Below are 24,865 nucleotides of genomic sequence, written 5' to 3' on the forward strand. Positions count from 1 at the left end.
AGGACGGTGTTTCACGTGAAACACTCGAAACCCGGCGCCCAAAATGCGGCGCCCTCCCGCGCATCTATCATTTGCCGATGCAGAAATCACGAAAGATGACGTCGAGGATGTCCTCGACGTCGACCCGACCGACCAGCCGGCCGAGCGCCCGTGCCGCGAGGCGCAGATCCTCGGCGACCAGCTCTTCGCCCCCGTCGCGATGAGACATCGCCCGGTCGAGCGCCGCCACCGTTTCCTCCAGGGCCGCACGATGCCGCGCCCGGACCACCAGGGCCGGTTCGCCGACCCCGACTCGCGCCTCGGCTTCGGCCTCGAGTGCGGCCAACAGCTCCGGCAGCCCCTCGCCCGTCACGGCCGACGTGAAGAACTGCCGCCCGGCGACTCCGGGGGCGGCGGACTCGGGGACGCCGGCAAGATCGATCTTGGTCGAAATGGTCCACGTCCGTTCGAGAATATCGGCCGGTGGAAATTCCGTCTCAGACCGCGCGTCCCGGACCCACAGCACCAGATCCGCCCCGGTCGCCCGTTCGCGGGCTCGCCGAACCCCCTCCTGCTCGATCGGATCGTCGGTGTCCCGCAGCCCGGCAGTATCGAGCAGCATCACGGGCTGCCCTCCGAGATCGAGATGCACCTCGACGACATCCCGGGTGGTGCCGGGAATCGGCGATACGATCGCGGCTTCCCGCCGAACGATCCGGTTCAGGAGGCTCGACTTGCCGGCATTGGGCGGCCCGGCAATGGCGACGACGAACCCGTCGCGCAGCCGCTCGCCCCGCCCCCCGTCCGCCAGGGCTCGAACAATCTCGTCGCGCAGAAGCCTCACCTGCGCCAGTGCTGGACCCAGAAGTTCCGTCGGCACGTCCGCCTCGTCGGAAAAGTCGATGCCGGCCTCGACCAGGGCCTGCGCCTCGATCAGCCGGCGCCGCCATCCCTCCGCCCGGTCGCCGAGCAGACCTTTGAGGTGGCTGAGCGCCTGGCGGCGCTGCGCATCGGTGTCGGCGGCGATCAGGTCGGCGAGCCCCTCCACCCGGGTGAGGTCGAGCTTGCCGTTGTGGAACGCCCGCCGGGTGAACTCGCCGGGCTCCGCCATCCGGCACCCCGGCACGGTGCCGAGCGCCTTCAGCACGGCGGCGATCACGGCGCGGCCGCCGTGCATCTGAAGCTCGGCCGTGTCCTCGCCGGTCTCGCTCGCCGGCCCGGGAAACCACAGCGCCACGGCCTGGTCGATCGCCTCGCGGGTCGCCGGCTCGCGGACCGTGGCGAGCGTCGCATGCCGCGGCTTCGGCATGCGCCCGATCAGCGCCGCGAGCGCCGCGCCCGCCTGTGGCCCGGAGACTCGCACCACGGCGATCGCCGCCGGCGGCCGGCCGGACGAGAGGGCGAAGATGCTGTCACGTCTCTCCGTCATGCCGAGACCTGCTCCGACGTTTGCGCGGCTGCGAGGAGCGGCGGAGCGGGATGCTCCGCCCGATCCTCGCGCCGCACACCCGATCCGGCGTTGTCTTGCATACCTGCCACAACCGTCTTACTCTCCATCCATGAAGACACTGACCGTAAGGCTTCCGGACGCCCTCGTCAGCGAGATCGAGACCGAATCCCGTCTTCGCAACGTCTCAAAGTCCGATGTGGTCCGCGAGCGACTGACCGCGCGGTCAGAGGCGGCCCCGGCTGGACACGTTGCCATCGCCGACCTCGTCGGTAGTGTCGACGGGCTGCCGCCCGATCTCAGCTCGAACACGAAGGCCGCTCTGAAAGCCTCCGGCTATGGCCGCAAGCACTCTGGTTGATGCCGGCTTCGTCGTCGCGCTGCTGTCGCGGCGCGACACCGCCCACGCCTGGGCGGTCCGCCAAGCCGAACGGTCCCCGCCACCGTGGTCGACTTGCGAGGCGGTCCTGTCCGAAGCCTTCCATCTCCTCGGGCGACCGGGATATCAGGCCCTCTCCGCCCTGATTCGACGCGGCGCCCTCGTAGCGGACTTCGCTTTTCAGCCCGATGCCGATCCGGTCCTCCGTCTCGTCGAAAAATATGCCGACGTCCCGATGAGCTTCGCTGACGCTTGCCTGGTTCGGATGACCGAGATCGTCGCCGATCCGCTGTTGCTCACCACCGACTCGGATTTTCGCATCTATCGGCGTCTCGGCCGGCGAACCATCCCCTATCTGCTCCCATCCTGAAAGGCGCATCTCGCCTTCTCCGCGGCGCCGGCACCCCTCGCCGGCTCGGTGGTTCTCCTCCACAATGGCGAAAACCCCCGGAGCCCCGATGGACACACCCGCCGCAGACCGCACCGCGTTGCGCGAAAACCGTCTCGCCCACGAGACCAGCCCGTATCTGCTGCAGCACCGGCACAATCCGGTCGACTGGTGGCCGTGGGGACCGGACGCGCTCGCCGAGGCGAAGCGGACCGGCAAGCCGATCCTCCTCTCGGTCGGCTACGCGGCCTGCCACTGGTGCCACGTGATGGCGCACGAGAGCTTCGAAAATCCGTCGATCGCGGCGCTGATGAACGACCTGTTCGTGAACATCAAGGTCGACCGCGAGGAGCGGCCCGACATCGACCAGATCTACATGGGTGCACTGCACCATCTGGGCGAGCAGGGTGGCTGGCCGCTGACCATGTTCCTCACGGCCGAGGGCGAGCCGGTGTGGGGCGGCACCTATTTTCCGCCCGCCTCGCGCTACGGACGCCCGGGATTTCCCGATGTATTGCAAGAGGTTGCGCGGCTGTTCCGGGAGGAGCCGGAGCGCATCGACCACAATCGCAAGGCCCTGATGGGGCGCCTCGCGGCGCGGGCCCGAGCCGACGCTTCCGTGACCATCGGAACAGCCGAGCTCGACCAGGTCGCCCGCCAAGTCGCCGGGCTGATCGACATCGGCAATGGCGGGCTTCGCGGCGCGCCAAAGTTCCCGCAACCCGCACTGCTGGAGCTGCTCTGGCGGGCCGGTCAGCGGGTCGACACCGGCGACGATCTGCTGCAGCGCACCAATGTGTGTTTCGATCTGGTGAACCTATCGCTGGAGCGGATGTGCGAGGGCGGCATCTACGATCACCTCGGCGGCGGCTTCTCGCGCTACTCGGTCGACGACCGCTGGCTGGTGCCGCATTTCGAGAAGATGCTCTACGACAATGCCCAGCTCTTCGAGCTGCTCGCGCTCGCCCATGCCCGCGCCGGGCATCCCCTCTTCCGGCAGCGCGCCGCCGAGACGGTCGGCTGGCTGGTCCGCGAGATGGTGACGCCGGAGGGCGCCTTCGCGGCCTCGCTCGATGCTGATTCCGAAGGCGAAGAGGGCAAGTTCTACGTCTGGCGACCCGACGAGATCGCGGCCGTGCTCGGTCCCGAGGACGCCGAACTGTTCGCCCGGGTCTACGACGTGACCCCGGCGGGCAACTTCGAGGGGCATTCGATCCTCAACCGGCTCGCGCTGCTCGACGAACACGCCCGCGTCCGGACCGGACGCGACTTTGCCTTGCGTCCGCTGGACGGCGATCTCGAAAGTCGACTTTTTGCATTGCGTCAAAGTGTCTTAAAGGCCCGTGAATCCCGGATCCGCCCCGGCCTCGACGACAAGGTCCTCGCCGACTGGAACGGCCTGATGATCGCGGCGCTGGCCAATGCCGGCGCCCTGCTGGACGAGCCCGAGTGGATCGCCCTCGCCCGGCGCGCCTTCGATTTCATAGCGACGTCGATGACCCGGGACGGTCGGCTCGGCCATTCGTGGCGGGATGGCCGGCTGCTCTTCCCCGGCCTCGCCTCGGACCACGCCGCGATGATCCGCGCCGCCTTGGCCCTGCACGAGGCCACCGGCGACCAATTTTTGCTAGATACTGCCGTGGCTTGGCAGTCGGCGCTCGAAGACCATCACGCCGATCCGGACACCGGCGGCTACTTCCTCACCGCCGATGACGCCGAGGGGCTGATCGTCCGACCGACCTCGACCCAGGACGATGCGATTCCGAATCACACCGGCCTCGCCGCCCAGAATCTCGTGCGGCTCGCGGTGCTGACCGGTGACGACGCCTACCGGGAGCGGGTCGACCGGCTGTTCGCTGGACTGCTGCCGGTCGCCGCCGCAAACCTGTTCGGCCACATGGGGTTGCTGAACGCCCTCGACCTGCGTCTTCGCGCAGCAGAGATCGCCGTGGTCGGTCAGCCTCCGCACAATGCTGCACTCATTGGTGCAGCGCAGCACGTGCCGTTCACGGAGCGCATTCTGTTACGGGCCGGCGACGGCGCCCGACTTTCGGAAAATCATCCAGCAAAAGAGAAAATCGCCGCAGTCGCGGGCGCTGCAGCTTTCGTGTGCTTCGACGGCCGCTGCTCGCTCCCGGTGCTGACCCCCGACGCCCTGCAGGGCGTTCTGGCGACCGCCCGGCCCCGCGCCTGACCGCCCACCCGTGGAGGCGCCGGCTCGACCGGCCGTCAGCCCGGCCCGCCGGTCCGCCCCAGCGCCCGTCGCAGCACCACGAGCCCGGGCCGGGACGGCGCCCCGCGTCGGTCCGGCACGAAGCCGGACCGGGCGTAGAGGTCGCGCGCGATGGTCATCGACTCGCCGACCTCCAGCACCATGGCGCGGTAGCCGGCCTCGGCGGCGGTCTCGGTCAGCCCGGCGACCAGCTCCTCGGCGATGTGCAGACCGCGGAACGCCGGGCGGACGTACAGCCGCGTCAGCTCGCAGACGCCGGTGCGGCGCCGGCGATAGGCCGCGACGCCGACGGGGTCCGGCCCGGCATGGGCGATCAGCACACACCCATGAGGTCGGGCGTAGCGGCCCGGCAGCCGGGACGCTTCGCGCTCGAGGGCTTTTGGAGACGAGGCGTCGCCCGACCAGGCGACGTAGTCGCGGAACAGCCGCTCCACCAGCGCTCGGTCCTCGGGCCAGCGCGCCTCGCCGACTGCCAGCCGCTGCGGGACCTCGCGCATCGCCTCACGTGTTCATCGAGTCGAAGAACTCGCCGTTGGTCTTGGTGTTGCGCAGCTTGTCGAGCAGGAAGTCGATCGCGTCCATGGTGCCCATCGGGTTGAGGATGCGGCGCAGGACGTAGATCTTCTTGAGCGTCTGGTTCTCGGTGAGCAGCTCTTCCTTGCGGGTGCCCGAGCGGGTGATGTCGATTGCCGGGAAGGTGCGCTTGTCCGCGACCTTGCGGTCGAGAATGATTTCCGAGTTGCCGGTGCCTTTGAACTCCTCGAAGATCACCTCGTCCATGCGGCTGCCGGTCTCGATCAGCGCGGTCGCGATGATGGTCAACGAGCCGCCCTCCTCGATGTTGCGGGCCGCGCCGAAGAAGCGCTTCGGCCGCTGCAGGGCGTTGGCGTCGACGCCGCCGGTCAGCACCTTGCCCGAGGACGGAACCACGGTGTTGTAGGCGCGGCCGAGGCGGGTGATCGAGTCGAGCAGAATCACCACGTCGCGCTGATGCTCGACCAGGCGCTTGGCCTTCTCGATCACCATCTCGGCGACCTGGACGTGACGGGAGGCCGGCTCGTCGAAGGTCGAGGAGATCACCTCGCCCTTCACCGAGCGCTGCATGTCGGTCACTTCTTCCGGGCGCTCGTCGATCAGCAGGACGATCAGATAGCACTCGGGATGGTTCGCCGTGATGGCGTGCGCGATGTTCTGGAGCAGCACCGTCTTGCCGGTGCGCGGCGGCGACACGATCAGGGCGCGCTGGCCCTTGCCGATCGGCGCGACGATGTCGATGACGCGGGCGGAGAGATCCTTCCGGGTCGGATCCTCGACCTCCATCTTCAGCCGCTCGTCCGGATAGAGCGGCGTCAGATTGTCGAAGTTGATCTTGTGCCGCGCCTTCTCCGGATCCTCGAAGTTGATCGTGTTGACCTTGAGGAGCGCGAAGTAGCGCTCGCCCTCCTTCGGGCTCCTGATCTGGCCTTCGATGGTGTCGCCGGTGCGCAGACCGAAGCGGCGGATCTGCGAGGGAGAGACGTAGATGTCGTCCGGGCCGGGTAGATAATTGGCCTCCGGGGAGCGCAGGAAGCCGAAGCCGTCCTGCAGCACCTCGACGACGCCTTCACCAATGATCTCGACGTCCTTCTGCGCGAGCTGCTTGAGGATGGCGAACATCAGCTCTTGCTTGCGCATGGTCGAGGCGTTCTCGACCTCGTGCTCGTCGGCGAACGCCAGCAATTCGGTCGGACTCTTCGACTTGAGATCCTGAAGCTTCATTTCCCGCATGCGGGTTGTCCTGTGGATCGGCGGGTCAATTCCGCTCGTCGCTGGAAGGGAGATGTCGCAGGTCTTTGGGCAGACGGGCTTAGGCCTCTGGGCCCCGATGCTGCGCTTCGGCCCTGGGGGACCTTGATCGATTGCATCTGCCTGCGTTCGGGGAGATGGCGCCAACATAGGTAAAGAGGGCGAGGCACGCAAGAGCGTTGCCTGGTGAAAGGACGTGCAGGTTGCCGTTCAGAACGGCTTCACAATCACCAGGATCACGGTCCCGACCGCCGAAACGACACCCACGACGTTGAGAACAATGTAGAATCCGCGTCGCTTGCGGGCCTTTTCCAGGCCCCCGGGTCGGGCCAGCCGACGCGTCTCGGCCGACACGCTACCGTGCACGGCCGACAGAACGATGACGAGCGCGAGCTTGCCGTGGAACCAGCCGCTGGCGAGCCAGCCGCCCTCCCACATCAGCCAGCCGCCGAACCCCCAGGTCAGCACCATGGCTGGATTGACGAGGTGCCGGATCAGCCGGTGCTCGATCAGCCCGAGCGTGTCGGCCACCGGACCGGGGACCGCCCCGATATGCAGGGCGAACAGCGGCGGCAGCGCCAGCATGCCGGCCACCCAGGCCGTCACGGTGACGAGATGCGCCGCCTTCATCCAGTCGTAGAGATCGATCGGCACCACGAGGATCAGGCCGACCGCGGCCGCGACCGGAACCAGGAGCCCGATCACGGCCCGGACCACGCGCCGGCCCGGCGAGGCGAGCTCGCCCCGTGGCGGACCGGCGCCGTCGGTCAACGGCCGCGCACCCGCGCCAGCATGCGCTCGACGTTCTCGACCGGTGCCTCGGGCGTGATGCCGTGGCCGAGATTGAAGATGAACGGGCCGTCGCGGAACGCCTCCATGACGGCATCGACCCCGCGATCGAGCGCGTCGCCGCCGGCGACCAGCAGCAGCGGATCGAGATTGCCCTGCACGGCGACCCGGCTCTGGATGCGCTCGCGCGCGAACTCGAGGTCCATGGTCCAGTCGAGGCCGACCGCGTCCACCGGAACCCGGTCGACGAAGCGTTCGAGCTGGGTGCCGGCGCCACGCGGGAAGGCGATGATCCTCGCGCCCGGCACCTGCGCCCGCACGCCGTCGACGATGCGCTTCGCCGGATTGATCACCCAGCGGTCGAACTCGGCCGGCGGCAGGATGCCACCCCAGGTGTCGAACAGCTGGACGGCGTCGACGCCGCAGCGGAACTGCTCGGTGAGATACGTGATCGACGCCTCGACCAGACTGTCGATCAGCCGCTGCATGGTCTTCGGGTCGCGATAGGCGAGCAGCCGCGCCGGTCCCTGGTCCGGGGTGCCCTGGCCGGCCACCATGTAGGTCGCGACCGTCCACGGTGCCCCGCAGAAGCCCAGGAACGTGGTCTCGGCCGGCAGCCCGGCCCGGATCAGCTTCACGGCCTCGAACACGGCGGCGAGCTTGGTCTTGTCGAAGGCGCCGGCATAGCGGGAGACGTTCTCGGCCGTCACCACCGGCTCGAGCTGCGGGCCCTCACCGGCCGTGAACCGTACCGTCTGGCCGAGCGCGTGCGGCACCACCAGGATGTCGGAGAACAGGATCGCTGCATCGAAGCCAAAGCGCCGGATCGGCTGGAACGTCACCTCGGCGGCGAGCGTTGGATCGTAGCAGAGGTCGAGGAAGCTCCCCGCCTGCTCACGTGTCGCCCGGTACTCGGGCAGGTACCGTCCGGCTTGGCGCATCATCCAGACCGGAGGCACCGCCTGCCTTTTGCCGGCCAACACGTCGAGGACTTTACGGGTCGGAGGGGTCGTCGAGACGGAGCTGGGCATGTCGGGCCTGGTCATCTGCTCATTCAAAAGATTAAGTGAATCTTCATTGTTGAGTCTATTGGGGGCGGGAAAAGACTCACGACTCGGCTGTCCACACGGGATCCACCCTCGTCCACACCGTCATCCACCGATCCGGGTCCGGAGGCAACCCCGCGGCCGAGCGCCGGGAGTCTTTGTCGCAGAGGGGCTTGGGCCGTGCGTCGACCGCCCCGGGGTGATACCATTGCCGCTCTCCACATTGAAGGCGTATAAATCCGGGACTCGTTCTCCCGTCTTGTGAATATGTGATCCGGGCCGGGCCGGGACGTGCCGCACCACCCCGTGGCGCCGCCGGCGGAGGGGCTTTGTCCCCAGCCGTCCACAGTCGTCCCGAACGCCGTCGTCCCGAACGCCGTCTGGATCGCGATGAGCAAGCCGACCAGCTTCTTCCACCTGCACCTCGTCTCCGACTCGACCGGCGAGACGCTGATCACGGTGGCGCGCGCCGCGACCGCGCAGTACACCCAGGTGTCGGCGGTCGAGCACGTCTATCCGGCGGTGCGCACCAACAAGCAGCTCGACCATGTGCTCGCCGAGATCGAGCAGGAGCCGGGCGTCATCCTCTACACGCTGCTCGACGCCGCCCTGATCGAGCGCCTGGAGGCGACCTGCCGGGATCTCGGGCTGCCCTGCCTGTCGATTCTCGGCCCGGTGCTGCGGCTGTTCGAGTCGCATCTGGGCGCCGAGGCGACCCCCAAGGTCGGCGCCCAGCACGCCCTCGATGCCGAGTACTTCAAGCGCATCGATGCGCTGAACTACACGATGATGCACGACGACGGCCAGATGGCCGACGACCTGGAGCGCGCCGACGTTGTCCTGGTCGGGGTGTCGCGCACGTCGAAGACGCCGACCTCGATCTATCTCGCCAATCGCGGCGTGAAGACCGCCAACATCCCGCTGGTGCCGGGCGTGCCGCTGCCGCCGGGGCTCGAGGCGCTGAAGAATCCGCTGGTGGTCGGGCTGTTCGCCAGCCCCGAACGGATCGTCGCGATCCGCCAGAACCGGCTGCTCGGCCTCAAGGCCCACCAGGAGGACGACCAGTACATCGACCAGGACGCGGTGTCCGACGAGATCACCTATTCGCGTCGCCTGTGCGCCCGCAACGGCTGGCCGTTGATCGACGTGACGCGCCGCTCGATCGAGGAGACGGCCGCCGCCGTGATGGCGCTTTTGGCCGAGCGCCGCCGCCAGCTCGGCGGCGAATGACGGAGTTCGAATGACCACGAGTCGTCATTCCGGGGCGCGGCGAAGCCGCGAACCCGGAATCCAGCCGAAAGGCTCTGAAATCGTCGCTGGATTCCGGGTCCGGCGTTTCACGCCGTCCCGGAATGACAGAGATCGTTCGACGGGGAAGACGTGATGCTCTGGCTCGCTCCGACCCCGCTGGTGATCGCCTCGAAGAGCGCGGTGCGGCGCGCCATGCTGGCCGCCGCCGGCTTTCCGCTCGAGGTCGCCGACGCCGACATCGACGAGCGCGCCGTCGAGACGCGCGGCGGCCCGGTGGCGCCCGACCAGGCGGCCCTCCTGCTGGCGCGCGAGAAGGCCCGGGTCGCCGTCGCCCGCTTTCCCGGGCACTACGTGATCGGCGCCGACCAGACGCTGGCGCTCGGCGACCGCCGCTTCGACAAGCCGGAGAGCCGCGCCGCGGCGCGCGAGCAGCTCAAGGCGCTGGGCGGCCAGACCCACGCGCTCCACTCCGCCGTCGCGGTCGCCAAGGACGGGCGGGTGATCTTCAGCCATGTCGAGACCGCCCGCCTCACCATGCGGCGGCTCACCGACCGGTTTCTCGACGCCTATCTGGACACGGCCGGCGACGCGGTGACGACCAGCGTCGGCGCCTATCAGCTCGAAGGGCTGGGGATTCATCTCTTCGAGCGGATCGACGGCGACCATTTCACCATCCTGGGCCTGCCGCTGCTCGCGCTGCTCGCCTTCCTGCGTCGCGAGGGCTGCCTAGCGGGATGAGGCGGTACCGGATGAAACGGCCATGTCCGCGACCATGAGCGCGACGATGCGCATCATCGGGCTCACCGGATCGGTGGGCATGGGCAAGTCGGTGACGGCCCGCATGTTCTCCGAAGCGGGCGTGCCCGTCCACGACGCCGACGCGGCGGTCCACCGCCTCTACGAGGGTGACGCTGTAGCACCGGTCGAGGCCGCCTTTCCGGGCGTCACGGTCGACGGTCGGATCGACCGCCCCCGCCTCGCCGCGCGCGTGCTGAACGATGCCGCCGCGCTGAAGACGCTGGAGGCGATCGTCCACCCGCTGGTCCGGCGCGAGGAGGAGGCGTTCCTCGCCAGGGCGCGGGCCGACGGCGCGCCCGTCGCGGTGCTCGACATCCCGCTCCTGTTCGAGACCGGCGGCGACGCCCGGGTCGACCATGTCGTCGTCGTCTCGGCGCCGGCCGACCTCCAGCGTGCTCGCGTGCTGCGCCGGCCCGGCATGACGCCGGAGAAGTTCTTCGCGATCCTCGCCAAGCAGATGCCGGACGCCGAGAAGCGCCGGCGCGCCGATTTTGTCGTGGACAGCTCCGGCGGCTTCGATTCCGCCCGCGCCCAGGTCCGTGCCATTCTGGCCGCCCTCCCGACTCGGGCGCCGCGGTCGCGGCCGCCCGATCAGACAGCGCCGTGAGCGCGAGGCCAGATGACCATTCGCGAGATCGTGTTCGACACCGAGACCACCGGCCTCGACCCGCTCAAGGGCGACCGTCTGGTCGAGATCGGCTGCATCGAGCTGGTCAACCGCCTGCCGTCCGGCCGGACGTTCCACAAGTACATCAACCCGCAGCGCGACATGCCGGCGGAGGCGTTCGCCGTGCACGGGCTGTCGGCCGAGTTCCTGGCCGACAAGCCGCTGTTCGCCGACATCGTCGACGAGTTCGTCGCCTTCATCGGCGACGCCCCGATGATCGCCCACAACGGCATGTTCGATCTCGGCTTCATCAATGCCGAGCTGGACCGCTGCGGCATCGCGGCCTTGCCGCGCACCCGCATCGTCGACACGCTGCAGCTCGCCCGCCGAAAATTCCCCGGCGCCTCGAACAAGCTCGACGATCTGTGCGCCCGCTATCGGATCGACACGTCGCGCCGCGTCAAGCACGGCGCGCTCCTCGATTCCGAGCTGCTGGCCGAGGTGTATCTCGAGCTGATCGAGGCCCGGCAGGTCTCGCTCGATCTGGTCAGCGCCGACACCGTCTCGGTGGAGGTCGGCACGACCGTGCGCGTGGTCCGCGCCCGCCCGGTCCCGCTCGCGCCCCGCATCGACGCGGCCGAGCTCGCCGCCCACCGCGCCTTCGTCGACACGCTCGGCGATCAGGCGATCTGGAAGGACTATCTGCCGCCCCCCGAGCCGGTGGCCGAGGAGACCCGCGCCGCCGGGTGAGGCGCGGCGAGGCGTCGGCAGCGCGATCAGCCGGACAGCCGGTCGCTGTCGTCCGGCGGCAAGGCGAGCACCGAGCGGGTGATCGGGAAGCGGTCGGCGAGCAGCGCGGCCTCGAAGCGGCCGGCATATTCGGACCACGAGATACCCTGCTGGTGACGGATCGCCGCCTCGTGCTGGCGCCGCCATAGCGCGTCGTCGGTGAGCAGCGCGACGGTGCGGTCGGCGAAGCGGTCCGGGTCGGCCTCGTGGAAGCCGGTGATCCCGTCGAGCACGCGCTCCGGCACGGCGGCGACCGGCGCCACCACGGCCGGCACACCGAGCGCCTGCGCCTCGGCGACGGCGAGGCAGAACGCCTCGACCTTGTGGGACAGGTAGACGAGCACGCGCGATCCGCGCATCGCCGCGATCAGGCCCTCGCGGGTGGCGCTCGGATGCACCACGACGGAGGCGCGCACCTGCGCCGGCTGGTCCGCCGGCAGCAGCGTGCCGGACCACACGTCCCAGGCGTTCGTGCCGGGCGGAATGTCGTGCACGCCGTAGACGTCGAGCACCGCGTCGGGCACCCGCGGCAACACCTTCTCGGCCCAGATCTCGACGAGGCGCTTGAGGTTGCGCTGCGGATTGGAGGCGAAGATGGCGCGGCGCGGCGGCGGCGCGGCGAGCGGGGCGTGGCCACGCACGTCCTCGGGCAGGCCGAGCGGGATGAGGATCTGCGGATCGCGCCGCGGCAGGAACGGCGAGTAGATGTTGACCTGGTGCAGGCTCTGCAGCACCGGCACGGGCCGGTACCACCAGACGCGGCCGATCTGCTTGTAGTGCTTGAGGTGGTTCGGCTGCCACAGCACCCAGATGGCGCGTCGCTTCGGACGCCGCACGAAGCGCAGGAGGCGGGGATGCTGGCAGGCGACGTAGAGGTCGCAGGTCTCCGGCCGGGCGCCGGCGATCGGCCGCCACATGACGCCGTGGTCCTCCACGGGCGTGGTGCAGTTGGTGTAGACGGTCACGGCGTGACGGCGGCGCGCCAGCTCGCGCGCCAGCCGGATGACCGACGACTCGGTCCCGCCGAGCGGCTGCGTCTCCAGATGCGTGCCGTCGTACTGCCGCGTCGTGTCGGCGATGATGATCTCGGCCATGTCTTTCGGTCTTGTTCGCCGGGGGGGCGCGCGGTGCGGATCGGACCGTCCTCATAGCGCAGGCGGAGGGCGCGTTGAAGCCGAGCGGGACGCCGGGCGGCATCTTGCGTGCGGCCGGCCGCACCTCCACGATAGCCAAAGGCTACGACAGCTTCCGGATCCGCCCATGCACACCCGTTCGTTGAAGGCCTGGCAGCACGATCACGTCTTTCTCGGCAAGGGCCACGACGCCAATGAGCGGCGGACCTGGGCCGTGGTGGCGCTGACCGGCACCATGATGGTAGCCGAGATCGTCGGCGGCACGCTGTTCGGCTCGATGGCCGTGGTGGCGGACGGCTGGCACATGGCGACCCATGCCGGGGCGCTGGCGATCGCGGCCTTGGCCTACCGGATGGCGCGCCGGAACGCGCAGAATCCGGCCTACACTTTCGGCACCGGCAAGATCGGCGAGCTCGCCGGCTTCGCCAGCGCCGTGGTGATGGCGATCGTCGCGCTGCTGGTCGCGTGGGAGTCGGTCGAGCGGCTGATCACGCCGGTCGAGATCGCCTTCGGCCAGGCGATCGCGCTCGCCGTGGTCGGCCTCGCCGTCAATCTCGTCAGCGCCTGGCTGCTGTTCGACCCGCACCATCATCATCACGATCACGGCTTTGCCGGACACGCCGCACACGATGATCATGATCACCACCATCATGACCACGATGGTCATGCTCACGACGAGCACGACCACGATGATCACGATCATCACGACGAAAGTCATGATCATGATCACGATCACGCACACGACACCGACAACAATCTGCGCGCCGCGTATTTCCATGTGCTCGCCGACGCGCTGACCTCGGTGCTGGCCGTGGTGGCACTGCTCGCCGCGCGCTATCTCGGCTGGACCGCGATGGACCCGCTGATGGGGATCGTCGGCGCCGTGCTGATCACGCAGTGGTCGGTCGGCCTCTTGCGCGCCGCCGGCGGCGTGCTGGTCGACAGGGTGCCGGACGCCCGCCTGGTGAAGACCGTCCGTGACAAGCTCGAGGTCGGCAGTGATCGCGTCAGCGACCTGCATGTGTGGCGGGTCGGGCCGGGCCACCTCGCCGTGATCGCCGCGGTCGTCAGCGAAGACCCGCAGCCGCCGGAGGCCTACAAGGCGCGCCTCGCCGGCATTTCGGCGTTGTCGCATGTGACGATCGAGGTGCACGGCTGCGACGCGCACGACCAAGACGCCGGCGACACGGTGCGCCGCCTCAGCGCGGCCGCCTGATCCGCACGTAGAGGGCGCCGGCGCCGCCGTGGCCGACCGCGGCGTCGAAGCCGGCCACGCAGGTGCGGAACTCGGGGAGCTGCAGCCACAGCGGCACCTGCCGGCGCAGGATGCCGCGGCCCTGGCTGTGCCCGAATCCCTGTCCGGATCCCTCGCCGTCGCCGCCCTTGCCGGTGATCACGAGGACGTGCCGGCAGCCCTGGCCCTGCGCCCGCACCAGAAAGCCGCGCAGCGCCGCATGCGCCTCGCTCTGGGTCATGCCGTGCAAATCGATGCGGGCCTCGATCTCGGTGGTGCCGCGCGCCAGCCGCCGCGTGTCACGCCGGCCAATCGGAGCGAGCGGCGGCGGTTTCGGCGCGGCGGGAACGGCCGGCGTTCCTGCCGAAGCGGCGTTCGATGCGCCGGACTTCGCCCTGGTCGCGTGGCGCGGCTCGGGCGTCGCCGGCGCCGCCGTGTCGGCGGGCAGCGGCGCCACCGAGGCGCGGGCCGGATGCAGCGGCCGCACCGAGCGGATGACGCCCGACCACAGGCGGTGCTCCTCGTCGCTGAGCTTGCGCACCATGGCGGCCTCGCAGCCTCAGCGTCGCTGCGTGCGTCGGCCGCCGCGCGGCTCGCCGCGCGCCGGCTTCGGCTTGGCGCTCGGCTTCTCGGGCAACGGCGGCGGACGCAGCCGCGGCAGCGGCATCGCGGCGCCGCGCACGACGGGATCGATCTCCTTCGGCACCAGCACGGCGAAGCGGCCGGGCTCGCGGATGCGGCCGGCGACCCGCCCGGCATCGTCGCCCGAGCCGAAATAGAGGTCGGCGCGCGCCGGCCCGGTGATGGCCGAGCCGGTGTCCTGGGCGATCATGGTGCGGCGAAACGGATCGTTCGTGCGGATGCCGGTGATCGGCAGCTCGGCCGAGATGAAGAACGGCGTGCCGTAGACGTGCAGGACGCGATCGACCGCGATCGAGCGCCCGTCGGTGAGCGGGAGGCCCTGGCCGCCGAGCGGTCCCTGGGTCACGTCGAGCCCGACGATGCGGAAGAACACGAAGGCGCGGTTCTGTCGCCGCACCTCGGTCGCCTCCTCGGGGTTGTCGTGCATCCAGTCGCGGATGCGGGCCATCGACATCTCCTCGCGCGGGATGTGGCCGCGCTCGATCAGCACCCGGCCGACCGGCGTGTAGGGGAAGCCATTGTGGCCGTCGTAGTTGACGCGCAGGAGCGTGCCGTCCTCCAGCCGCACGCGGGCCGAGCCCTGGATCTGGATGGTCAGGAGATCGGCCGGATCCTTCAGCCAGGCGAGCTCCAGCCGCCGGCCGGACAGCGCCCCGTCCTCGATCTCGCCGCGGTCGTAGTACGGCACCGTGGAGCCGTCCGGCAGCGTGCGGAACGCCTGGCCCCGGTTGGGGAAGGGCTGGCCCGGCTTGGCGCCCGGCGCCACCAGGTCGGGCGGCCGGCGATACATCGGCACCTTGAAGACCTGGGTCGGGAAGCGCGAGCCGTCGACGATCGGCTCGTAATAGCCGGTGAGGAAGCCCGCCGGCTCGCCGATCCGGCTGATCCGCAGCGGCCGAAAGTTCTGCTCGAAGAAGGCTCGCGCCGATTCGGTCGTTGCCGAGCGATGCGCCATCGCGCGGCGGCACGGTCCCATCAGGGCGCGCCGCATCGGGCGCGGATCGGCGGCGGGATCGCCGCGCAGCAGCGGCCGGCAGCTCGCCTTGAAGGTGGCGAGTGCGGCGGCCTGGTCGTCGTCGGTCCAGCCGGGGAGATCAGCGAAGTCGATCGGCTCGAGCTGCGCGTCCGTGACGACCAGCGGCATCTCGGGCGGCGGGCGTCCGCGGCCGCGCGCCTCGGGGTCGTCACGTCGGGCCGCCGGCGCGGCAGAGACGCCCTCCGCCGACAGCGCGAGGGCACAGACGAGCGCGAGGCCCAAAGCGCGACCTCGGCCTGGACCGATATGGAGGCGACGAGACGAAGGGGCGACGGCGGTCATGGGGCGCCGTCGCGGCCGTCAGTGGCCGGCCTCGGTGGCGACCAGCTTCCAGTTGGGGTCGCGCGAGGAGACGTCGCGCGCGAAGGTCCACACGTCGGTGACCTCGGTGACCTTCTCGTCGGAGCCGTCGACCACGGCGCCGGCGCGGTCGCGCGTCACCGAGATGAGCTGGGAGACGAAGCGCAGCGTCACCTGGGCGATGCGGCCGCGCAGCTCGGCCGACGACACCTCGGCCGTGTCGATCGACACGAAGCGGGTCTCGGCGGTCTCGCCGCGGCTCTCGCGGTCCTTGATGGCCGCCTCGAAGCCGTCGAACACCTCCTTCGAGAGGAGATTGCGCAGCGAGCGGCGGTCGCCCTCGGCGAAGGCCGTGACGATCATCTCGTAGGCGGCGCGGGCGCCGACTAGGAAATGCTGGGGGTCGAAGCCCGGGTCGGCGGCCGCGATGGCGGCGAGCCCGACCGCGACCGGCGAGCCCGGCGCGGCGATGCCCTTGAGCCGGTCGGGCGAGACGGCGACCGGCGCCTCGGCGGCCTCGATCGGGCGCGGCGCGGTCGGCACGTCGGCGCGGGTCGGCAGGGTCACGACCTTGTCGTTGGCATTGGCGCTGCCGCGCGCCGCGTCGCGCGGGGCGGCCGCGTCACGCGTGGAGAACGGGTCGTAGGGCGGCCGCTCGCGGCCGGTCCGCTGCCCCAATACGCTGCGCAGCCGCAAGAAGATGAACACGGCGAGCGCGAGAAATATGATGGTATAGATGTCAAACACGTCTCGCACGCTCTCGCAGACGTTGCAGGGATTCGAAAGGACGGCTTGTGGCTAACAAGGGGTCGACCAAGCGGGTTCCGAACCGGCGAGTTTCGAACCAGCGAGTTCCGACGCCCTGGCTGCCGCGATCCGGGTTGCCATGATCTAGGTACGCTCGCGTTGCCGGTCCAGGGGCGGCGTGGAAACCCGCAGCCGGTCCGGGGTTGTGGTTACCGGGTCGGAGACCATCGAGCGGACGGCCTCTCCGGCCCGGTTGCTCTTCGGCGTCATGCGCCGCAGCGTATCGTCGACCCACGAGCATACCTCGGATTTGTGACTGCTTCCGGGTGCAAGATCAATGAAAATCGGCAAGTGGTTGGTGGCCGGCCTGGTGCTTCTCCCGCTGGCGGAGCTGATCGCCTTCTTGATCGTTTCGGCGTTGTTCGGCGTCTCCGGCGCGGCCGTCCTGCTGATCGCCGGCTCGGGCGCCGGGGTCCTGATCCTGTATCAGAGAGGACCACGGTGGCTGCAGGATGTCCGCGACCTGCTGTCGGGGCGATTTGCCGCGCAGGGCAGCGAGCGGACCGTGCCGGCCATCCCGGCGCTCGCCGCCGTGCTGCTCGCGATCCCGGGCTTCCTCACCGACCTCGCCGCCCTCCTGGTGCTCGTCCCGTCGGTGCGGACCCGCCTCGACGCCCTGCTCGGCACCGGCGGGCCGCCGGGCGCGCCCGACCCCGCCTTCACGCGCCGCCGCCATCCCAGCGCCGGGCCGGTCGTCGATCTCGCGCCGGACGAGTGGGAGGTGCTGCCCGAGCCGAAGCGGCGGCGCCGGGCGCGCCGCGACCCGAAGACGTGATGGCCGGCCGCCCGGACCTTGCGCCGCTCGGGAGACCGAGGGCGCCCCCCGGGGCCGAGCTTGTCGGGTCAGACGGCCTGTGTTAGCCACGCGCCACCCGCCGGAACCGCCGGCGGCGACGGATTTTCGGCTCGAGGTCACGCGGGCGATGCGCTCGCGGTCAGGAGAGGTCATGGCCACCACCAACGGCGGCGACGCGGCCGCCCCGCAGGCGCAGCCCCAGGGGCCGTCGCTCAACGTGCTCGCCCAGTACGTGAAGGATTTCTCCTTCGAGAATCCCAACGCCCCGCGCAGCCTGATGCAGCAGGGCCAGCAGCCCCAGATCAGCGTTCAGGTCAACGTCAACACCACCCCGATGTCGAACACCGACTACGAGGTGGAGCTGAAGCTCGACGGCAAGGCCGAGGTCGGCGGCAACACGCTGTTCGGCTTCGAGCTGGTCTATGGTGGCGTGTTCCGGCTGCAGAACATCCCGCAGGACAACCTGCCGCCGCTGCTGATGATCGAGTGCCCGCGGCTGCTGTTCCCGTTCGCCCGCGAGATCGTCGCCAATGCGGTGATCAACGGCGGCTTCCCGCCCCTGCTGCTCGATCCGATCGACTTCGTCGGCCTGTTCCAGCAGCGTGTCGCGAGCCTGCAGGCCCAGCAGACCAGCGCCGAGGCCTGATCTGCGACGGCCTTCCGGCCGAGCTTCTGCTGGTGTGCTTCGATGCCCGGCCTCGCGCCGGGCATTTTGCTGTCCGGGACTCGTCGTGAGGCGGCGGGTGCCGGGGCCGGTCTCGGAGCGCGCGGCGAGCCTGCCGCGCGGCGTCGCCTCTACAGCTTCGGCAGTCCGGTCAGCCCGGCCGGCGAGAAGGCGAGGTCGAGGAGCTTCCACTCCTTGTACTTGCTCGGCGGCAGCACGCCGGTCGCCTGGCAGCGGGCGAGCGCCGCCTTGGCGGTCTGCATCAGCACGGGGCCCTTCGCCGAGGCGGGAGCGGCGAGCAGGGTCGGATCGCCGGCGAGCGTGCCGTTCGGTTGAAAGGCGACGCGCAGCACCACTTTGAGGCTCGCCGGTGCATCGGCGAGCGTCGCCGGCGGCTGCCAGCACGACCGCAGATGGGCCTTGAAGGCGGCGATCTCGGGCTCGGTCAGCCCGGCCTTGCGCTCGGTCGACTGGTAGCCGACCGGCACGTTCATCAGGGGCGAGTCGAACCAGGTTCCCGAGCCTTCCCCGTCGGGCTCGGCATTCGCGGGCGCGGCACTGGCGACGGCGCTCGTCGGATCCGCCGAGGCGAGCTTCGGCTCGACCGCCGGCTCTGTCTTGCGCGCGAGGCTGGCGGTCTGCTCGGGGGCGGGCTTCGGTGCCGCCTGCGGCTCGACCTTCGGTGCGGCTCGCGGCGGCTCGGGCTGCTGCTGCGGGACGGGTTGCGGCTGCTCTTTCTGCTTCTGCGGCTCCATCGGCGCCGGCGGCTCCGCCTTCGCCTGCTGTGCCGGGGTCTCGGCCGGCGTCTCGGCCGGGGCCTCGGGCTGGCGCTCGGCCTGCTGCGGGGCCGGCGCGTCGGGCTTCGGCGGCTCGGGAGCCTCCTCGGGCCGCACCAGCTCGACCGTGATGGGCGGCGGCACGGCCGCCAGCGGCGCGCGCACCTGCAGGCCCGCGATCCCCCAGAGGAGGGCGTGCAGGATCACGGAGATGGCCAGCGCGAGGCGCACCGCTCGATCGCTCCCGGTGGACGGCAGGGTCGGGCCGGCGCGCACATCGCTCCGGCCACCCGATCATGAAGCCGGAATGGCCCGCCAGGATGGCCGCGTGGAGGCCGTCGACGAATTTTTAACGCATGTGGCCGAACGGCACCGCCCTGCCCGCACCCGATGCAGCGGTCGCCTCACGCCGGCTCGCGCTACGGCTCCGGCCGGTGGCAGACGCAGCAGAGCTTGTTGCCTTCGGGGTCGCGGCCATAGGCGCCGTAGAAGCTCGGGTGGTAGTGGGCACGCAGGCCCGGGGCGCCTTCGTCGCTGCCGCCATGCGCCAGCAGCGCGGCGTGGAAGGCGTCGACCTCGGCCCTCGTCTTCGCCTCGAACGCCACCATGCAGCCGTTGCCGGGGCTCGGCGGCTGCCGGTTCTGCGGCCGCAGAATCCAGAACGGCGGCTCGATGCCGGAGAATCCCTCGGGCGCGTAGCCGGCGCCGACCTTGAAGGTCTTCACCCGCACGAGCCCCAGCGTCGCCAGCACGGCGTCATAGAACTGCGTCGCGCGAAGGACGTCGGCGGTGCCGACCGTGACATGGCTGAGCATTTTTTGGGACTCCCGGCAGTGTCTCTGCCGCAGAGCCTATCCGAGCCAAGTTCCGCATAATAGCGCGACACACGACGCCACTTGCTTTCGCGCAAGCTCGAGTCTCTCTCCAGACATCCGGCTCGTCTGATGCTCGTCAAACCTTGAGCTGCCGAAGCCGCATCCCCTTCATCGGAAGCTCGAACATCGCCCCGCCCTGCACATTTTGCGTGACGGTTTCGATCGTCGTCCAAAGCGCGAGAATCCGCTCCATCTGCTTGATGACGGGGGACTTCTGAAGACCGGCAGCGAGGAAGAGACCGATCAGGTTTGACGATCGAAATGCATGGTATTCGGCCTTGTTCCGAGTGATCCGACGGTCTCCGGAGAAAACCACCCAGTCACCTTCCCGACTCAGTTCCGTGATCCACTCGACGTCCGGAACATCGGTCCGCCCAAACCTGCTCTTCAGGGTGATGACGTCGTGCTGGCCTTTGAAAAGTTCGCCGAACGCGCGGGCCATCGCCGGAGACATGTTGTGGTCGAAGAAGATCTTCACGCCGCGAGGAGCGATTGCTCGAAGTCCACGGCATCGCTGACCACCGATGCCGGAACATCGTACAGAGCACAGACACGCGGTATCGAGCCCTCTGCCACCACGGCATCGGCGAGCGTCACGGTCGGAATCCCGAACTCGGCCGCGATCGGTTGACCGAACGCGCGTTTCGGGTCGACGACGATGCTTTGCTTGCCGTTGAAGGGCCGCCACCTCGCGACAATATCGTCCGCCAGGTCGAGATCCTTGAAGGTACGGTCGATGACCTGCCGAATGACGTATTGGCGCTTTCTCAGATCGAGAACCTCGTCCTCACCGGTCTGACGCAAGCTTTCCAGGAATATCGTACGGCCATCGGTCCGGAAGCGGCGCGTCGAGAAGGGGCGATCATCGTCGACGCATTCGCGGGCGTATTCGAGACAGTTTCGGATCGTGATCAAGGTCAGGCCCGCGTCGAGGAAACCCTTGATCATCAGCAACTCGATGAGATCGCGAAAACCGAGCTCGATGTGGTCCTCGTAAGCAGGAAGCTGCGGCTGCCACAGCGGGGGCATCTTCACAGCCTCGTCGCCGTTTCGATACGTGTAGCCACCCAGCCAACGTCGGATGCTGAGCGGAGCGATCTTGAGCAGGCGCGCGGCCTCGGGCACCGTGTAGAACCCGGTGCCGATCTGCGCAGCCTTGGCAATCGCAGGTGTCATGGCGGTAAGATTACTCGCCTCCGAGGACCGTCGCCACCCGGATCGCAGGCCGGAGTGTACCGACGCGCAGCTCGTCCACAGAACGGAGCGGCGAGCCGGCCTCTAAACGACCGCGGCCTTCATCTGCTTGTCGCGGCGGCGCTGGACCGAAGAGGGGATGCGCATCGCCTCGCGGTACTTGGCGACGGTGCGGCGCGCGATGTCGATGCCGGCCGCGCGCAGCTTCTCGACGATGGTGTCGTCGGAGAGCACGTCGTCGGGCGTCTCGGCGTCGATGAGCTGCTTGATGCGGTGGCGCACCGCTTCGGCCGAATGCGCCTCGCCGCCGTCGGCGGCGGCGATCGCCGAGGTGAAGAAGAACTTCAGCTCGAAGGTGCCGCGCGGCGTCGCCATGTACTTGTTGGCGGTGACGCGCGACACGGTCGACTCGTGCATGCTGATCGCGTCGGCGACGGTCTTCAGGTTGAGCGGCCGCAGGTGCTCGACGCCGTGCGTCAGGAAGGCGTCCTGCTGGCGGACGATCTCGCTCGCCACCTTGAGGATCGTCTTGGCGCGCTGGTCGAGCGCGCGCACCAGCCATGCCGCGCTCTGCAGGCAATCGGACAGATAGGACTTCTCGGTGTCCTTCTTGGCCCGGCCGGCGACGCGCGCGTAATAGGTCTGGTTGACCAGCACCTTGGGCAGCGTGTCGGAGTTCAGCTCGATGATGAAGCTGCCGTCCGGCGCCTGACGCACGAACACGTCCGGCACCACGGGCTGCACCGTGGTGGTGCCGAAGCGCAGGCCGGGCTTCGGATCGAGCCGCCGGATCTCGGCGATCATGTCGGCGATGTCCTCGTCCGACACGCCGCATTTGCGCTTCAGCCCGGCGATGTCGCGCTTCGCCAAGAGGTCGAGATGGGCGACCAGGGCCTGCATGGCGGGATCGAAGCGGTCGTTCTCGCGCAGCTGGATCGCCAGGCATTCGGCGAGGTTGCGGGCGCAGACGCCGGACGGGTTGAAGGTCTGCAACGTGGCGAGCACGGCCTCGACCCGCTCGGGCGGGCAGCCGAGCTTGTCGGCGACCTCGGCCGGATCCCCGGCGAGGTAGCCGGACTCGTTGACCATGTCCAAGAGGTACTGGCCGATCATCCGCTCGGCCGGATCCGTCACGGCGAGCGCGAGCTGCTCGGCGAGATGGTCGGCGAGCGTCGGCTCGGCCGCTACGAAGGCCTCGAGATTGTAGTCGTCGTCATCGCGGCCGCCATTGCCGACCGCCGACCATTCCGAGTAGCCGGCCGGGCGCTCCTCGGCGAGGCGCGACAGGCCGGGGCCGGACTCGTCCGGAAAGACGTTGTCGAGCGCGGTGCCGCCGAGCCGGTCCTCGATCGACGAGCGGCTGGTGTCGGCGGCGTCCGCCATCCACTCCTCGGCGGCGTCGCGCGGGCCGGCCGGCGCCTCGGCCAGGGCGGGCGCCGCGTCGGCGCCGTTCGGCTCGGGCACGCCCGGCTCGTCGCCGCTGTCGCGCTCCAGCAGCGGATTGCGCTCGAGCTCGCCCTCGACATAGGCGGAGAGGTCGAGATGCGAGAGCTGCAGCAGCTTGATGGCCTGCAGAAGCTGGGGGGTCATCACCAGCGACTGGGTCTGTCGAAGCTGCAGCCGTTGCGAGAGCGCCATGGAAATCCCGGATGTCGTGTGGTCCGGTCGTGGAAAAGCCCCGGATTTGGTCCGGTTCTTGCTTATCCAATCTGTCGTCGGCTGTACATCCGAATCTTTGCGTGGTTTTTCGGATTCTTGCCGCAGCGACGCCAGCGTGGCTCGGGTGCCACGCGGTCCGGGCACACGACTCCGGCGGAGCCGGAGGCGTGTCCTTCCTATCACGATTTCGTGATCGACTTCGAGATCAGCGGGCCGCCTGCGTGTCCACCCGAGGGCCGTCACATCCGGAAGCTCTCGCCGAGATAGAGGCGGCGGACGTCGGGATTGTTGACGATGTCCTCGGTGGCGCCCTCGGTCAGCACCTCGCCCGAGTAGATGATGTAGGCGCGGTCGGTAAGGCCGAGCGTCTCGCGGACATTGTGGTCGGTGATCAAGACGCCGATGCCGCGCTGGGTGAGGTGGCGGACCAGCGCCTGGATGTCGCCGACCGCGATCGGGTCGATGCCGGCGAACGGCTCGTCGAGCAGCATGTAGCTCGGCCGGCTGGCCAGCGCCCGGGCGATCTCGACGCGGCGGCGCTCGCCGCCCGACAGCGCGATCGACGGCGACTTGCGCAGCCGCGTGATGTTGAACTCCTCGAGCAGCGAGTCGAGGTCGCGCTCGCGCTGCTTCTTGTTCGGCTCGACGATCTCCAGCACGGCCCGGATGTTGTCCTCGACATTGAGGCCGCGGAAGATCGACGGCTCCTGCGCCAGGTAGCCGATGCCGAGGCGGGCGCGCTGGTACATGGGCAGCGCCGTCACGTCGTAGCCGTCGAGCTCGATGCGGCCGCGGTCGGCCTTGATCAGCCCGGTGATCATGTAGAACACCGTGGTCTTGCCGGCGCCGTTCGGCCCGAGCAGGCCGACCGCCTCGCCACGCCGGACATAGAGGCTGACGCCCTTCACCACCTTGCGGCCGACGAAGGTCTTCTCGATGCCGTGCACGGCCAGGTAGCCGTGCGTGGCGGCCTTTCGGGCCTCGTGGTCGCGGATCTGCTGCTCGCGGTGCCACTGGGCCGCCGCCTGGGCGTCGTCGTGATAGCCGTCGTAGGGGGTGTCGAGGCTCATCGGCTGATGTCCAGAGGGGGGCGGCTCGTCGCTCCAGCCGGGGCGCGTGATGTCGCGTCCCCGCGACGTCTGCTTCGGGGGCCTCGGTTTGAACCTGCCAAAGAAACCGGCCACGCGCGCCTCGACGACTCGGAGCCCAGGATCGGGACGAGGATCGGGACGAGGGTCCCCTCCGCGTCCGCGCCGGGACCATAGCGGGTTGCACGGCCGGCGCAAACGCGGGCGCGGACCGCGGCCGGGCACGGCGCGCGAGACGCGAGGCGTGGTGCGTGCACGTCGCGGCGCCTAGTAGAGGCCGCTCGGGCCGGACCGTGACCGCGAAGGCTCGCGCGTCGCATCGCGACCACTGGGCGGCGGGGGCGGTGCGGCGGCCGCACCGGTCGCGCCGCCGGCGCTCGGCTGGCTTCCCGGCATCAGCACGGCCTGGACCCGGCACTGGCCGCCGGGCTTGCCGCACTCGACGCGCGACACGCCCGTGGTCATGTCGACCACCAGCCGGTCGCCCTTCACGGCGTTCGGGCCCTGCGAGATGACCACGTTGCCGAGCAGCGTCACGGTGTTCGACTTCATGTCGAAGATGCCGTTGTCGCCGATCGCCACCTGGTCCTTCTGGGTGACGACGACGTTGCCGCGCGCCTCGATGCGCTTGATCTGCTGCGAGCCGCCGCCGCCCGCCATGGCGCTGTTGGCCGGGGCCGGCGCGGGCTTGGCGGCCGGCTTGGCGGCCGGCTTGCCGTCGCCCGGCTTGGCGTCGCCCGGCTTGGCGTCGCTCTTGGGGTCCTGCTTGCCGGCATCGGGCTCGTAGAAGACGACGAGGGTGCGGCACTTCAGCGTCACGTCGCCCTGCACCAGATGGACGTCGCCCGCGAAGGTCGCCATCTTCTCCTTGTCGCGGACCTCGAGCGAGGCGGACTCGATCTTCACCGGCTGGTCGCGGTTCTGGGCGAAGCCCTGCAGGGCGTTCGGCTGGTTGGCGCCGCTCGACTGCGCCGCCGCCGGCATCCCGGCCGCCAATGCGGCGACGAGCGCCGCGGCGCGCGTCTGGCGCGCCACGTCCGGCGGCGCGCCGACGGCGGGGCCGCGTTCCGGCAGAGATCGGGCCGAGGGGACGACGGGTCATCGCACCACCGACCGAGCACCACCGCGTCCGCACGGCACCGTGATGGCCGAAAGGCCGAGCAGCAGGCC

26 protein-coding genes are annotated in these 24,865 nt (G+C 69.6%); 10 read left to right on the forward strand and 16 right to left on the reverse strand.

The window, feature by feature from the left end:
• Nucleotides 1–67: 67 nt before the first annotated feature.
• Nucleotides 68–1,408, reverse strand: a complete 1,341-nt coding sequence (gene mnmE / locus ABTU92_RS10750; protein ID WP_408090387.1) for a tRNA uridine-5-carboxymethylaminomethyl(34) synthesis GTPase MnmE — start codon at nucleotides 1,406–1,408, stop codon at nucleotides 68–70.
• A gap of 130 nt (nucleotides 1,409–1,538) precedes the next feature.
• On the opposite strand from mnmE, the gene ABTU92_RS10755 reads away from it, so the two are divergent.
• The 3 genes from ABTU92_RS10755 (at nucleotide 1,539) to ABTU92_RS10765 (ending at nucleotide 4,387) form a co-directional block, all read left to right on the forward strand.
• Nucleotides 1,539–1,787, forward strand: a complete 249-nt coding sequence (locus ABTU92_RS10755) for a hypothetical protein (RefSeq protein ID WP_408090389.1) — start codon at nucleotides 1,539–1,541, stop codon at nucleotides 1,785–1,787.
• Complete coding sequence (locus tag ABTU92_RS10760; RefSeq protein WP_408090391.1) at nucleotides 1,765–2,175, forward strand: type II toxin-antitoxin system VapC family toxin; 411 nt, start codon at nucleotides 1,765–1,767, stop codon at nucleotides 2,173–2,175. Before ABTU92_RS10755 ends, ABTU92_RS10760 begins: the two co-directional genes overlap by 23 nt.
• An 88-nt stretch (nucleotides 2,176–2,263) precedes the next feature.
• Complete coding sequence (locus tag ABTU92_RS10765) at nucleotides 2,264–4,387, forward strand: thioredoxin domain-containing protein (protein WP_408090393.1); 2,124 nt, start codon at nucleotides 2,264–2,266, stop codon at nucleotides 4,385–4,387.
• Between the two features lie 35 nt (nucleotides 4,388–4,422).
• Here the strand turns inward: ABTU92_RS10765 and ABTU92_RS10770 are convergent, their stop codons facing one another.
• The 4 genes from ABTU92_RS10770 to hemE all read right to left on the reverse strand — a co-directional run bounded on the left by ABTU92_RS10770 (nucleotide 4,423) and on the right by hemE (nucleotide 8,031).
• Complete coding sequence (locus tag ABTU92_RS10770; protein ID WP_408090395.1) at nucleotides 4,423–4,923, reverse strand: GNAT family N-acetyltransferase; 501 nt, start codon at nucleotides 4,921–4,923, stop codon at nucleotides 4,423–4,425.
• A 4-nt stretch (nucleotides 4,924–4,927) separates the two neighbouring features.
• Nucleotides 4,928–6,193, reverse strand: coding sequence for a transcription termination factor Rho (rho, locus tag ABTU92_RS10775; RefSeq protein ID WP_111357038.1), 1,266 nt, complete (start codon nucleotides 6,191–6,193; stop codon nucleotides 4,928–4,930).
• Nucleotides 6,194–6,421: 228 nt separating this feature from the next.
• Nucleotides 6,422–6,982 (reverse strand): CopD family protein, encoded by a 561-nt coding sequence (locus ABTU92_RS10780; protein ID WP_408090397.1) that lies wholly within the window; start codon nucleotides 6,980–6,982, stop codon nucleotides 6,422–6,424.
• Nucleotides 6,979–8,031 (reverse strand): uroporphyrinogen decarboxylase, encoded by a 1,053-nt coding sequence (hemE, locus tag ABTU92_RS10785; RefSeq protein ID WP_408090399.1) that lies wholly within the window; start codon nucleotides 8,029–8,031, stop codon nucleotides 6,979–6,981. The genes ABTU92_RS10780 and hemE overlap by 4 nt, the downstream gene beginning before the upstream one ends.
• A 405-nt stretch (nucleotides 8,032–8,436) precedes the next feature.
• On the opposite strand from hemE, the gene ABTU92_RS10790 reads away from it, so the two are divergent.
• The 4 genes from ABTU92_RS10790 to dnaQ all read left to right on the forward strand — a co-directional run bounded on the left by ABTU92_RS10790 (nucleotide 8,437) and on the right by dnaQ (nucleotide 11,452).
• A complete protein-coding gene (locus tag ABTU92_RS10790; RefSeq protein WP_408090401.1) occupies nucleotides 8,437–9,276 on the forward strand; it encodes a pyruvate, water dikinase regulatory protein in 840 nt (279 codons plus the stop codon).
• 153 nt (nucleotides 9,277–9,429) lie between these two features.
• Nucleotides 9,430–10,035: a Maf family protein gene (locus ABTU92_RS10795; RefSeq protein ID WP_408090403.1), complete on the forward strand. Its 606-nt coding sequence runs from the start codon at nucleotides 9,430–9,432 to the stop codon at nucleotides 10,033–10,035.
• A 46-nt stretch (nucleotides 10,036–10,081) separates the two neighbouring features.
• Nucleotides 10,082–10,702, forward strand: a complete 621-nt coding sequence (gene coaE, locus ABTU92_RS10800) for a dephospho-CoA kinase (protein ID WP_408090444.1) — start codon at nucleotides 10,082–10,084, stop codon at nucleotides 10,700–10,702.
• Nucleotides 10,703–10,720: 18 nt separating this feature from the next.
• A complete protein-coding gene (gene dnaQ, locus ABTU92_RS10805) occupies nucleotides 10,721–11,452 on the forward strand; it encodes a DNA polymerase III subunit epsilon (RefSeq protein WP_408090446.1) in 732 nt (243 codons plus the stop codon).
• A gap of 26 nt (nucleotides 11,453–11,478) precedes the next feature.
• Here dnaQ and ABTU92_RS10810 read toward each other — a convergent pair whose 3' ends face one another.
• Entirely contained in the window at nucleotides 11,479–12,585 is a 1,107-nt protein-coding gene (locus ABTU92_RS10810; protein WP_408090405.1) for a glycosyltransferase, read from the reverse strand.
• Nucleotides 12,586–12,751: 166 nt separating this feature from the next.
• Here ABTU92_RS10810 and dmeF point away from each other — a divergent pair, with 166 nt between their 5' ends.
• On the forward strand, nucleotides 12,752–13,840 hold the full coding sequence (dmeF, locus tag ABTU92_RS10815; protein WP_408090407.1) for a CDF family Co(II)/Ni(II) efflux transporter DmeF: 1,089 nt from the start codon (nucleotides 12,752–12,754) through the stop codon (nucleotides 13,838–13,840).
• Here the strand turns inward: dmeF and ABTU92_RS10820 are convergent.
• The 3 genes from ABTU92_RS10820 to ABTU92_RS10830 form a co-directional block, all read right to left on the reverse strand.
• Entirely contained in the window at nucleotides 13,824–14,402 is a 579-nt protein-coding gene (locus tag ABTU92_RS10820; protein ID WP_408090411.1) for a Smr/MutS family protein, read from the reverse strand. The two genes, dmeF and ABTU92_RS10820, sit on opposite strands and share 17 nt — an antisense overlap.
• Nucleotides 14,403–14,417: 15 nt before the next feature.
• Nucleotides 14,418–15,758 (reverse strand): murein transglycosylase A, encoded by a 1,341-nt coding sequence (locus ABTU92_RS10825; RefSeq protein WP_408090413.1) that lies wholly within the window; start codon nucleotides 15,756–15,758, stop codon nucleotides 14,418–14,420.
• Nucleotides 15,759–15,836: 78 nt separating this feature from the next.
• A complete protein-coding gene (locus tag ABTU92_RS10830; RefSeq protein WP_408090415.1) occupies nucleotides 15,837–16,583 on the reverse strand; it encodes a Tim44/TimA family putative adaptor protein in 747 nt (248 codons plus the stop codon).
• A 337-nt stretch (nucleotides 16,584–16,920) separates the two neighbouring features.
• Here ABTU92_RS10830 and ABTU92_RS10835 point away from each other — a divergent pair, with 337 nt between their 5' ends.
• Nucleotides 16,921–17,418, forward strand: coding sequence for an FxsA family protein (locus tag ABTU92_RS10835; protein WP_408090417.1), 498 nt, complete (start codon nucleotides 16,921–16,923; stop codon nucleotides 17,416–17,418).
• Between the two features lie 172 nt (nucleotides 17,419–17,590).
• Nucleotides 17,591–18,085, forward strand: a complete 495-nt coding sequence (secB, locus tag ABTU92_RS10840; protein WP_408090419.1) for a protein-export chaperone SecB — start codon at nucleotides 17,591–17,593, stop codon at nucleotides 18,083–18,085.
• 149 nt (nucleotides 18,086–18,234) lie between these two features.
• Here secB and ABTU92_RS10845 read toward each other — a convergent pair whose 3' ends face one another.
• The 7 genes from ABTU92_RS10845 to ABTU92_RS10875 form a co-directional block, all read right to left on the reverse strand.
• Nucleotides 18,235–19,110, reverse strand: coding sequence for a hypothetical protein (locus ABTU92_RS10845; RefSeq protein ID WP_408090421.1), 876 nt, complete (start codon nucleotides 19,108–19,110; stop codon nucleotides 18,235–18,237).
• A 188-nt stretch (nucleotides 19,111–19,298) separates the two neighbouring features.
• Complete coding sequence (locus ABTU92_RS10850) at nucleotides 19,299–19,694, reverse strand: VOC family protein (RefSeq protein ID WP_408090423.1); 396 nt, start codon at nucleotides 19,692–19,694, stop codon at nucleotides 19,299–19,301.
• A gap of 136 nt (nucleotides 19,695–19,830) precedes the next feature.
• Nucleotides 19,831–20,232, reverse strand: a complete 402-nt coding sequence (locus ABTU92_RS10855; RefSeq protein WP_111357899.1) for a hypothetical protein — start codon at nucleotides 20,230–20,232, stop codon at nucleotides 19,831–19,833.
• Nucleotides 20,229–20,930, reverse strand: coding sequence for a hypothetical protein (locus ABTU92_RS10860; protein ID WP_170145889.1), 702 nt, complete (start codon nucleotides 20,928–20,930; stop codon nucleotides 20,229–20,231). Before ABTU92_RS10860 ends, ABTU92_RS10855 begins: the two co-directional genes overlap by 4 nt.
• Nucleotides 20,931–21,032: 102 nt before the next feature.
• Nucleotides 21,033–22,586 (reverse strand): RNA polymerase factor sigma-54, encoded by a 1,554-nt coding sequence (gene rpoN / locus ABTU92_RS10865; RefSeq protein WP_408090426.1) that lies wholly within the window; start codon nucleotides 22,584–22,586, stop codon nucleotides 21,033–21,035.
• Nucleotides 22,587–22,846: 260 nt separating this feature from the next.
• A complete protein-coding gene (lptB, locus tag ABTU92_RS10870; RefSeq protein ID WP_408090428.1) occupies nucleotides 22,847–23,791 on the reverse strand; it encodes an LPS export ABC transporter ATP-binding protein in 945 nt (314 codons plus the stop codon).
• Nucleotides 23,792–23,962: 171 nt separating this feature from the next.
• Complete coding sequence (locus ABTU92_RS10875) at nucleotides 23,963–24,730, reverse strand: LptA/OstA family protein (RefSeq protein ID WP_408090430.1); 768 nt, start codon at nucleotides 24,728–24,730, stop codon at nucleotides 23,963–23,965.
• Nucleotides 24,731–24,865 lie beyond the last annotated feature (135 nt).

This window comes from Rhodoplanes sp. SY1 (assembly GCF_046000175.1).
Classification (GTDB): Bacteria; Pseudomonadota; Alphaproteobacteria; order Rhizobiales; family Xanthobacteraceae; genus Rhodoplanes.